The 10,160-nt window shown below is 41.2% G+C and carries 11 protein-coding genes and 1 pseudogene; 6 read left to right on the top strand and 6 right to left on the bottom strand.

Annotation, left to right across the window (positions count from 1 at the left end; translation table 11 throughout):
- The 6 genes from A3775_RS20880 to A3775_RS20855 form a co-directional block, all read left to right on the top strand.
- On the top strand, positions 1-921 hold a 921-nt coding region (locus A3775_RS20880), incomplete at its 5' end, for a response regulator (RefSeq protein ID WP_197480202.1).
- A complete protein-coding gene (locus tag A3775_RS20875; protein WP_066382865.1) occupies positions 922-1,848 on the top strand; it encodes a diguanylate cyclase in 927 nt (308 codons plus the stop codon).
- 225 nt (positions 1,849-2,073) lie between these two features.
- Positions 2,074-2,433 (top strand): rhodanese-like domain-containing protein, encoded by a 360-nt coding sequence (locus tag A3775_RS20870; protein WP_066382870.1) that lies wholly within the window; start codon positions 2,074-2,076, stop codon positions 2,431-2,433.
- Positions 2,434-2,903: 470 nt separating this feature from the next.
- The gene (hrcA, locus tag A3775_RS20865) at positions 2,904-3,998 is read left to right on the top strand and encodes a heat-inducible transcriptional repressor HrcA (protein WP_066426598.1); all 1,095 of its coding nucleotides are present in this window, start codon (positions 2,904-2,906) and stop codon (positions 3,996-3,998) included.
- A gap of 13 nt (positions 3,999-4,011) precedes the next feature.
- Positions 4,012-4,692 (top strand): hypothetical protein, encoded by a 681-nt coding sequence (locus A3775_RS20860; RefSeq protein ID WP_066382874.1) that lies wholly within the window; start codon positions 4,012-4,014, stop codon positions 4,690-4,692.
- Between the two features lie 104 nt (positions 4,693-4,796).
- Positions 4,797-5,462, top strand: a complete 666-nt coding sequence (locus A3775_RS20855) for a hypothetical protein (RefSeq protein ID WP_066382876.1) — start codon at positions 4,797-4,799, stop codon at positions 5,460-5,462.
- A 222-nt stretch (positions 5,463-5,684) separates the two neighbouring features.
- Here A3775_RS20855 and A3775_RS20850 read toward each other — a convergent pair whose 3' ends face one another.
- From A3775_RS20850 to A3775_RS20825, 6 genes and pseudogenes are all read right to left on the bottom strand, one after another.
- Positions 5,685-6,146, bottom strand: coding sequence for an SRPBCC family protein (locus A3775_RS20850; protein WP_066382878.1), 462 nt, complete (start codon positions 6,144-6,146; stop codon positions 5,685-5,687).
- Between the two features lie 19 nt (positions 6,147-6,165).
- Positions 6,166-6,354: a CPXCG motif-containing cysteine-rich protein gene (locus tag A3775_RS20845; protein ID WP_066382880.1), complete on the bottom strand. Its 189-nt coding sequence runs from the start codon at positions 6,352-6,354 to the stop codon at positions 6,166-6,168.
- A gap of 13 nt (positions 6,355-6,367) precedes the next feature.
- Positions 6,368-8,002 carry a radical SAM protein gene (locus A3775_RS20840; protein ID WP_066426596.1) on the bottom strand — a complete coding sequence of 545 codons (1,635 nt, stop codon included), beginning with the start codon at positions 8,000-8,002 and terminating at the stop codon, positions 6,368-6,370.
- Between the two features lie 21 nt (positions 8,003-8,023).
- Complete coding sequence (locus tag A3775_RS20835) at positions 8,024-8,278, bottom strand: SemiSWEET transporter (protein ID WP_066382883.1); 255 nt, start codon at positions 8,276-8,278, stop codon at positions 8,024-8,026.
- Between the two features lie 131 nt (positions 8,279-8,409).
- The gene (aroC, locus tag A3775_RS20830; RefSeq protein ID WP_066382884.1) at positions 8,410-9,498 is read right to left on the bottom strand and encodes a chorismate synthase; all 1,089 of its coding nucleotides are present in this window, start codon (positions 9,496-9,498) and stop codon (positions 8,410-8,412) included.
- Between the two features lie 367 nt (positions 9,499-9,865).
- Positions 9,866-10,160: pseudogene (locus A3775_RS20825) on the bottom strand (photosystem II q(b) protein); the annotation flags it as partial.

Here is a 10,160-nt window from a genome sequence, read left to right as displayed (position 1 = left end):
AAGTATGGAGGCACTGGTTTAGGATTGGCAATCACTCGCCGACTCACCAACATGATGGGTGGAATTGTCACACTCGAAAGTGAGTTAGGGCAAGGTAGTATTTTTACTTTTATCTTTCCTGAGTTATCCCTAGGCAATGACACTACGGAATTGCCTGAACATTCCTCTCCAGATGATGATCTCAATCAGTTTGCTCCCTGCACAATTTTGGTTGTGGATGATGTAGACTCAAATCGCCAGCTAATTCAGGGATACTTTGCCCAAACTCATCATTTGTTAATCATGGCTGAAGATGGCGAGGAAGCGATTCGCCTGACGCAAATACATCAGCCAGACTTGATTTTACTTGATTTGCGAATGCCTCGGATGAATGGATGTGAAACTGCGTTGCATCTCAAAAATGACGCACGCACTCAACATATTCCCATCATTATTTTGACAGCTTCTTGCCAGAAGGAAGAACAATTAGAGGTTGAGACAATTTGCCAGGGCTTTTTGCGTAAACCTGTCAGCCGTAGCGCACTCGTAACAGAAATGAAAAAACATTTGCAGTTTTTTGCTCCGATTGGGGAAAAATATCAGCATGCACCATTGCCTTCGGCAGAAGATAGCCCATTGCAGTCAAATAACTCTAGTAAAGTTTCATTCACTACTCCGATTAACTTAGGAGAACTTCTGACCAAAATTCGTCAGGAGGAAGAAATGGTCTGGACAACACTGCGGAAAACTCTAGAAATGCGAGAACTACAACAGTTTATTGCCCACCTAGAGGTTTGGAGTCAGGAACATCAATGCCAAATTTTAGCGGATTATGTAAGTTCTCTGAAAACGCAATTAGATGCTTTTGATTGGCAGTTATTACCGCAAACTATCGAAAAATTCCCCTCTATTCGTCAACAAATTGCCGGAGATTCTTGTTAAATGCAAACTTTATCATTTATCCCAGAAAATTTTTTAATTCTTGTCGTTGATGATATTGCCCAAAACCTGAAAGTAGTTGGTAGTATGCTCAACGATATTGGTTATAACACAACCTTTGCAGTTAGTGGACAACAAGCATTAGAACGGCTGAAGAATATTACACCTGACCTGATTTTACTGGACATGATGATGCCGGATATGGATGGGTTACAGGTTTGTCAGGCTATTAAAGAAGACCAAAATTATCAAGAAATTCCAATTATTTTTCTCACAGCTAGTCATGAGCAAGAGCATCTTGTCAACGCTTTTGATTTAGGTGCTGTTGATTACGTGACAAAACCATTTAGAAAACCCGAACTGCTCGCTCGTGTGAAAACACATTTAACTTTAAAATATATAACTGACGAACTGAAAAAAAAATTAGCAGAAGTTGAAAAGTTAGCTCAAATAGACGCTCTGACTGGTGTTTTAAATCGTCGTAGCTTTTTAAAAGCTGCCGAGCAAGAATTTAACCAGGCTTGTCGGTACGAATCAACATTTTCTCTTTTGCTCCTCGATATAGATCATTTTAAAAAGATTAATGATACTTATGGACATTTGACGGGCGATCGCGCCTTAGTTACCTTCACTTCTGTAGTCAGCAGCACTCTGAGAAAAGTAGACTTAATTGGAAGATATGGAGGTGAAGAATTTGTTGTCTTAATGCCCCACACCAATGCTTCTCAAGCTCTCACGGCTGCCCATCGCATTCGTTCTGTAGTGGCTGAGACACCAATCCCAACACTGACAAACACACTGAGCATAACAGTAAGTATTGGTATAGCTGTTTACCAGACAGAAGATATAAAAATTGATGATATGTTCCACAGAGCCGATGATGCGCTCTATCAAGCCAAGGCTAAAGGACGGAATACTTGTTGTATTTAGAACTCTTTGACTCTCTGCACCTCTACGCCAGCTTATTTATCCCGAAATACAACGCCCCCTCAAGGTTTGGGCAGGGGTGCGGGAGAGACAAGGCAGCAGCATCAGCCACAAAGGAGAAAAGCTAATGATTAATAACTCATGACTAATGACTCTTAAGCAAAATTGCTTATGCTAGGTTAAAAGTTTTCTGTCACCATAAATCATATACGACTGTTTATTATCACCATGACCAGGAACATTTCTGATCAACCCATCGCTCAAATTAGTGTAGAGGAACTAGCACAACGTCTGGCTGACAATGATGCCAGTATTCAGTTCATAGATGTGCGTGAACCCCAAGAAGTAGCACTTGCTAAGATTAATGGCTTTGTCAATCTGCCTCTGAGTGAATTTACCCAATGGGCAGATCAAGTTCCTGCTAAGTTTAATCCCCATGCGGAAACTCTTGTACTATGTCATCACGGCATCCGTTCTGCCCAAATGTGTCAGTGGTTAGTTACTCAAGGTTTTACCAATGTCAAAAATATTGCTGGTGGCATTGATGCCTACTCTATCTTAGTTGACCGTTCCATTCCCCAGTATTAAGTATCCCATAGCTGAAGATTGAACCCACTCATCAACTGATGCGGCGGGAGATTTCAGAAAAAACAGCCATAGCAAGCTGGGAATAAGTCTCTCAGCTTATATGTGCTTTTTTAAACAAAATAATACTAGATGAAATTTTGAGCAATAGAGCCTGTATTTCAATTAGAGATGGGTTTTACCATAAAACCAGCTAAATTTTCTCTTAAAAATCAGTAACTAAAACTACAATTTTTATCAAAATGTTATAGGATAATACTTAGACAATCGAATAATAATAATATATTCAAATCTGTGTTTTTTTTCTGGAAACGCTTGCTAGACGAAAGTAGCGGCTGAGGACTTTAATATTAGTCATTACAATATAATTAAATATTTAGTTATTTTCAATAAAAATTCATAATTTTTTGGCTTTCAAATCCAAAAAACTTTTCAAACCTTGATTAAAATTAGCTTTCTGTCAAAGATACCCTATGCAAGTCCAGTTGACAAATCGACAACAGCATATACTTTGGGCTACGGTACGTCACTACATAGCTACGGCAGAACCTGTTGGTTCCAAAGCTTTGGTCGAGGAGTACGACCTGGGTGTTAGTTCCGCCACCATCCGCAATGTGATGGGCGCACTAGAAAAATCTGGGTTATTGTACCAACCACACACATCTGCCGGACGAGTACCTTCTGACTCAGGTTATCGGATTTATGTTGATCAGCTAGTTACACCCTCTTTGCAAGACGTTACGCGCACGGAAGCGGTGACAAAAAAGGTAGAAATGTCACTGCAACAGCGTCTCCACTGGGAAGATTGGAGTTTAGAGATTCTGTTGCAAGGTGCAGCGCAGATTTTAGCTAGCTTAAGTGGATGTATTAGCTTGATTACCATGCCGCAAACTAATACAGCCATTGTGCGACATCTGCAATTAATGCAGATTGAAGGAAAAATTATGTTAATTGTGGTAACGGATGGTTATGAAACCCATTCCAAGCTGATAGATTTACCACCAACCAGAACAGAAACAAAATCTGACCCAGAAGTAATTGATCGAGAGTTGCAAATTGTGTCTAACTTTTTGAATACTCACTTACGGGGGCAAAGTCTGTTAGAAATTAGCAACTTAGACTGGAGTCAGTTAGATCGGGAATTTCAAGTTTACGGGGAGTTCCTGAAAGATTTTGCCTCAGAATTAGCTCATCGCACCTTCGCACCGACGACAACACAGATTATGGTGCGGGGTGTAGCGGAGGTGTTGCGTCAACCAGAATTTTCCCAACTACAGCAAGTACAAACGATTATTCAACTATTGGAAGAAGAACAAGAACAACTCTGGCGGCTAATCTTTGAGGAGCCAGAGGTGGAAGAGACGAATAAACCCAAGGTGACGGTGCGTATTGGTGCAGAAAACCCATTAGAACCGATACGCACTTGTACCTTAATTTCTTCTAACTATCGTCGGGGTGGAGTCCCGTTAGGAAGTGTTGGAGTTTTAGGCCCTACACGCCTAGATTACGAAAATGCGATCGCAGTTGTCATGGCTGCGGCTGATTACCTCTCAGAAGCCTTTAGTTAATTACATCAAAATTATGGTCAGAAACATTGCTTTTGGGGTGCTGTGGCTAGGATTCATCACTTATGCTTTTGTGTTTGCACCACCTGATAGTCCCGATACCTTTGAATTAATTAAACAACTGTCTATCGGTCAGTGGCAAGGTATCAATCCCTTAGTCATAGCCTTATTCAACCTCATGGGCATCTGGCCTTTAATTTACAGCGCATTACTATTTATTGATGGTAGAGGGCAAAAAATACCAGCTTGGTTGTTTGCAAGTGCTTCTTTCGCCGTTGGTGCGTTTGCGCTGTTACCCTATCTAGCTTTAAGAGAACCCAATCAAAAGTTTATCGGACAAAAAAACGCTTTGATTAAGCTCTTAGATTCTCGTTTGACTGGTATTGTCTTAACTGTAGGGGCGACGATTCTAGTCGGCTATGGTTTAAGTCAAGGTGATTGGAGTAACTTTGTGCAACAGTGGCAAACTAGCCGCTTCATCCATGTGATGAGTTTAGATTTTTGCCTACTGTGCCTATTATTTCCGGCTTTATTGGGTGATGATCTGGCGCGTCGCGGTTGGCAAAATCAGCAGTTGTTTTGGTTATTTACTTTAATTCCCTTATTTGGCGCGTTGGTTTATTTGTCTGTTCGTCCCCCACTACCAGAAACGAGTGCCGAAGTCATACCCTCTCAGCAGCAATCAGTCACAAGTTAAACAATTAAGTAATCAAAATCTTCTCCAAGGTGGTTTGAGAAATATGAATCAGCGAGAGAGAATACAACTCTTGCTGAAATTTATTTTGCTCAACATCGAAGATTATGGCTGGAAAATTGGGATTATGGTTATTATGGGCGGGATTTATTGCCTATATTTTGTTTCTAGCTCCACCTTTACATCTAGAGGAAACATTAACACTGCTGAAAAATATATTGACTCTTCAGTGGGCTGATATCAATGCCGTAATTCTGTCTTTATTTTCGCTCATTGGCATTTGGCTATTGATTTACAGTGGTCTGTTGTTCATTGATGGTAGGATGCAATGGATACCGTTTTGGCCTTTTGCTCTAGCATCGGTGGGTTCTGGGGTGTTGGGACTGTTGCCATATTTGGCTTTACGGAAACCCAATACAGAATTTTTAGGGCAGAAAGACGCTTTTTTGCAATTGTTAGACTCTCGCTTATACGGTGTGATTTTGAGTGTCAGTACAATTGTGTTGCTGGCTTATGCTGTCAACTTAGGTAATTGGGAAGATTTTATCATGCAATTTCAGAGCGATCGCTTTATTCATGGTATGAGCTTGGCTTTTTGCCTGTTCGCCCTTTTATTTCCCACAATTCTTACAGATGATATGTCTCGCCGTAACTGGAATAACGTATCAGTATTTTGGGCAATCACTTTGATTCCCTTATTCGGCCCTCTGACTTATCTTTGCACACGCCCAATTTTAAGAGAGCATTCTGACACTTTTCAAGAGACTAGATGAATGTACCTCATCAAGATAAAATTTCTGTTTCTTACTCAATGATGTGTTACAAAACCCCATCGTAGAGAAACCTGAAGATGTAGCAAATGCAATTTGGGATGCAGTTAAACATCACAAATCAGCCGTTACAGTTGGTTCTGCAAAGGTGTTTCATATTTTTTATCGCTGATTTCCTGATGTAGTGAAGTGGATTTCACGCCAAAGTTTGAAGAATCAAGACAACTAAGGAATTTTTGGCAATGATTCACACTCGCGCTTAGTTACAAAATGACGATAGCGAAACATTGCTTCGAGTTGGGATTGCACTAACCAACCGCTAAAAAATTCTATCGTTTCCCCTCCAGGCATAACGTAGGAAATATCATCCTTCAGCTTAGTTTTGTTTCCTTGGGGTTCAAATTCATGGCGATGTACCCAAGACTCAAAAGGCCCAGATATCTGTTCATCAGTAAACCAGCGATATTTTTCGCATTCCGTATGACGCGCTAACCAAGTTAAGGGTATAGGCGTAAGAAACAGCTTAAACTCGGTAATAGCCCCTACTTCTAGTCCTCCCTCCCGGCGAACTACTTGTACTGGTTGCCAAGGTGGAGTTAGTAGTTGTAAAATATCCGGTCTTTCGTGGAATTTCCAAACAACTTCTATTGGTGCGTTAATGACTGAGGAATGTTGAAAGTGCAGCATGGAAAGGAAAACCTAAAATTTAGCCTTCGTACTCGGTATCAATTTCAATTTCTAGGGTGTCTTCATCCACTCGAATATATAAAATATTAGGACGACAGCAAACTTGACAATCTTCTACATAAGATTGTTGTCCCCCAGCACTTAAGTCAATAAAGGTTAAGTTAGGTTCACCGCAATAAGCGCAGTAAAACTCAGATGTGTTTTGCATTCACTTATAACTATCAATTTAATGGCTGGAGTTCCTGAGAAAAATGACTGGTAGCTTCAGCCAAATGCTTTAGTAGTGTAGACTGTGGTAGCGGCCCTTGCAAGTGATTCCAAGGTAATATCTGCTGATGTGACCAATTACTGTGGACGTAGACATCTAAATCAGGTATTTGGCCTTTGAGTTGTTTGAAAGCACGCTTGTAACTACCCAAGGAGTCGCCAAAGTCGCGGGTAAGTTCCAGCAGTTGAGAAATGCGGCGATCGCCTCTCGATATCAAAGCCTGTATAATCGACCAATTATAACTCTCTGGGCGAAAATCTATCCCTTGCGGTTTAAGCTGTTTTTGCAACCACTGTAACCGCTTTTCTGCTTGAGTGTTTACCCCAAACCATTGAAATGGTGTATGGGATTTCGGTACAAAGGTACTACAACCGAGAGTTAACCGCAGTCCCGGCGCAGCTTTTTTAATACTCCGCATCATAGCTACCGTTGCGTCTAAATCTTCTGGTTCTTCTCCCGGAATACCTACCATTCCATAGAGTTTCAAGCCTGTCAAGCCGCCAGCTTTAGCATTGATAGCTGCTTGAATGATTTCATCGTTATGTAGCTTTTTGTTGATGATTTGGCGTAATTTTTCCGAACCACTTTCTACAGCAATGGTAAGCGATCGCGTGTCTCTTTTCGCCAAAGTTTTAGCTAACTGTTCCGTTACAGTATTAGTCCGCACCGAAGCAATACTCAACCGCACATCATCATATTTTGGCTGACTAATGTAATCTAATAAAGTCTCAAATTCTGGATGTTGAGTTACAGAAGCACCCAATAAACCCAAGCGGTTTGTAACTTGTAAACCTTTTTCAATCGCCGGAATTAAAGAACCTTCCAGACTCGCAGTTCTAAAAGGTAAAGTCAGATAACTAGCTAAACAAAAGCGGCACATTTCGGGACAACTCCGCACCACTTCCACCATAAAAATATTTTCCCAAGCCGCCTTTTCAGTTACTACAGTAGAAGCTGAGAGAGTGTTTCCGCGATAAGTTTGTTTCTGCACCACTGCGGGAATTTCCGAATTAATCGGTTTAATCGAACTTATCGCCCCATCTGGTGCTTCATATTCTACTACATATAAACTAGGGACATAAATTCCTGGTACTTGTGCAAGTCTTTGCAATTGAGTTTGTCTGGAAGCGTGTCTAACTTCTTGATAAGTTTCTATAAAATTCCCTAGTAAATTTTCCCCATCCCCTAATAAAATCACATCAAAAAAATCAGCAAAAGGTTCGGGGTTAGCCGTGAGAACCGGGCCGCCACCAAAAACAAGCGGGTGAGAATCATCACGGTTAATTGCGCGAATGGGAATTTCTAAAGATGACAACAAATTTAAAATATTCACATAATCCAATTCCCAAGAAATCGAAAAGCCGACAATTTCCGGCTGTCTAGGAAGGGTTTCGCAAGTATCAGTAAATAGACGACTCACCTGCACATCACGACGCATTGCCAAAGTCGCCCACACAACCTGATAGCCTAAGCTAGTGATTCCCACTGTATACTCGTTAGGGAAAGCGAATATCAATGGTATGGCGTTGGTTTCGGGTGTAGCAGGGGTGAATAACAGACGTTCAGCAGTAAATAAGGAAGATGTCACAGGTGTTTAACTAAAGGGTATCTATCTATATTTAATTTTAAGCCATAAAATTATCGAGTTTAAAAATAAAGTGGTGCCGTTAGCCAGAATAATCGGCAAAGCTTGTAGATAAATGCCATAGATTAACCATAAAAACAGACCACCCATAAACGTAATCAGCATGACATAAGAAACATCTTTCGCTGATTTTGTGCGCCATGTTTGCCACATTTGTGGTAAGAAGGCGATTGTGGTTAACGTAGCGGCTGCTAATCCTAAAATTGTAATGAAATTCATATAATTAGGGATAAATTAGTTAGAAATAATAAAGAAGATACTGTTGAGTATCTTCTTCATTAATGTTCATTTTACAACTATATTATGAGCCAGGTTAATGACTGACTGGATACAGGCGATCGCACCTACAATTAAAACAGCTTACACTGTCCATGCTGGCGTAACAAATGGTCACACAATACCAAAGCCACCATCGCCTCAACCATTGGCACAGCACGGGGTAAAACACAAGGATCATGTCTGCCTTTAGCAGCTAATAGAGTTTCTTCACCCTCACGAGTCACTGTTTTCTGCTCTTTTCTAATAGTAGCCGTAGGCTTAAACGCAACTCGCAAAATAATATTTTCGCCGTTAGAAATTCCCCCTTGAATTCCCCCGGAACGATTAGTTACTGTGCGAACTTCACCATTTTCATCTATATAAAATTCGTCGTTATGTTCAATCCCAGTTAACAGCGTCCCCGCGAAACCTGAACCAATTTCAAAACCTTTGCTAGCAGGGAGAGACATCACACCTTTAGCAATATCAGCCTCTAACTTATCAAATACTGGCTCACCCAAACCTTTAGGCACATTTCGCGCCACACATTCCACAACCCCACCGATAGAATCACCTTGTCTACCAGTTTGTTCGATTAATTCAATCATTTTTTGCGCGCATTCCGCATCAGGACAGCGTACAATATTGCTTTCTACATCATCCAAAGTTACAGTATTGGGGTCAACTACGCCTTCCAAGTCCTTGATGCGCTTGACGTAACCGATGATTTCTACATTAGCAACTTGACGGAGAATTTTTTTAGCGATCGCACCTGCTGCCACCCTCCCGATTGTCTCACGCGCTGACGACCTGCCGCCACCTTGCCAATTCCGAATTCCATACTTAGCATCATAGGTAGCATCCGCGTGAGAAGGGCGATATTTTTGCGCCATCTCGTCATAGTCTTGGGGACGAGTATCTTTGTTACGCACCAAAATAGAGATTGGTGTTCCCAAGGTTTTACCTTCAAACACCCCAGATAAAATTTCGCAGGTGTCTGCTTCCTTCCGGGGAGTAGTAATTTTACTTTGTCCTGGCCGTCTTCTATCCAACTCCACTTGAATTTCTTCCGCAGAAATTTCCAGTCGCGGAGGACAACCATCAATTACAACTCCCACGCCTCCACCGTGGGACTCGCCAAAAGTAGTAATACGGAAAAGATGACCAAAAGTGCTGCCCATGATGTTAAGGAAATACAGTCTGGAATCTGTATTTTACATGGATTTGGGCTTTTTAAGCACCATGTTGAAATAGTTGCTGAGTTTACCTAAATATTAATATTCTCCATTTTGTCCCTCATGTAGAAACCTGATTTATCGGGTATTCCCAGAACAATTAACTAACTTGCCAAGAATAAATCAAAATATATGTTTTGCGATGTCAATTATTGTAATTCAGTTCGTAGTAAGCGGCTCTAGCCCTTTTTTTGAGGACTAAAGTCCTTACTACAAACCTTTAATTATTTATCCCGACCTACTTAACAAATAAAAACCAAAAAAGCCTCCCCCGTAAGGAGGAAGCTTTTTTGTGATTGCTAAAGGTTAATGATTAACCGTTGATAGCAGGAGCGGTTAAAGCAACAGGAGCAACTTCGCCAGCAGCTAAGTCTAAGGGGAAGTTGTGAGCGTTACGCTCGTGCATTACTTCCATACCCAAGTTAGCGCGGTTGATGATGTCAGCCCAGGTGTTGATTACACGACCTTGAGAGTCGATGATGGACTGGTTGAAGTTGAAACCGTTCAAGTTGAACGCCATTGTGCTAACACCCAAAGCGGTAAACCAGATACCGATTACAGGCCATGCAGCTAGGAAGAAGTGCAAGGAACGGCTGTTGTTGAAGGAC

It is taken from the genome of Anabaena sp. 4-3 (assembly GCF_001597745.1).
Classification (GTDB): Bacteria; Cyanobacteriota; Cyanobacteriia; order Cyanobacteriales; family Nostocaceae; genus Trichormus.
The sequence above is the reverse complement of the archived record's forward strand: the minus strand, read 5'-3'. Positions and strand labels throughout refer to the sequence as shown.

Coding starts and splice junctions, on each gene's coding strand:
- hrcA (WP_066426598.1), top strand. CDS start 2,904: ATGCAAGTCCAGTTGACAAATCGACAACAGCATATACTTTGGGCTACG.
- A3775_RS20875 (WP_066382865.1), top strand. CDS start 922: ATGCAAACTTTATCATTTATCCCAGAAAATTTTTTAATTCTTGTCGTT.
- A3775_RS20835 (WP_066382883.1), bottom strand. CDS start 8,278: ATGAATTTCATTACAATTTTAGGATTAGCAGCCGCTACGTTAACCACA.
- A3775_RS20870 (WP_066382870.1), top strand. CDS start 2,074: ATGACCAGGAACATTTCTGATCAACCCATCGCTCAAATTAGTGTAGAG.
- A3775_RS20845 (WP_066382880.1), bottom strand. CDS start 6,354: ATGCAAAACACATCTGAGTTTTACTGCGCTTATTGCGGTGAACCTAAC.
- A3775_RS20850 (WP_066382878.1), bottom strand. CDS start 6,146: ATGCTGCACTTTCAACATTCCTCAGTCATTAACGCACCAATAGAAGTT.
- aroC (WP_066382884.1), bottom strand. CDS start 9,498: ATGGGCAGCACTTTTGGTCATCTTTTCCGTATTACTACTTTTGGCGAG.
- A3775_RS20855 (WP_066382876.1), top strand. CDS start 4,797: ATGGCTGGAAAATTGGGATTATGGTTATTATGGGCGGGATTTATTGCC.
- A3775_RS20860 (WP_066382874.1), top strand. CDS start 4,012: ATGGTCAGAAACATTGCTTTTGGGGTGCTGTGGCTAGGATTCATCACT.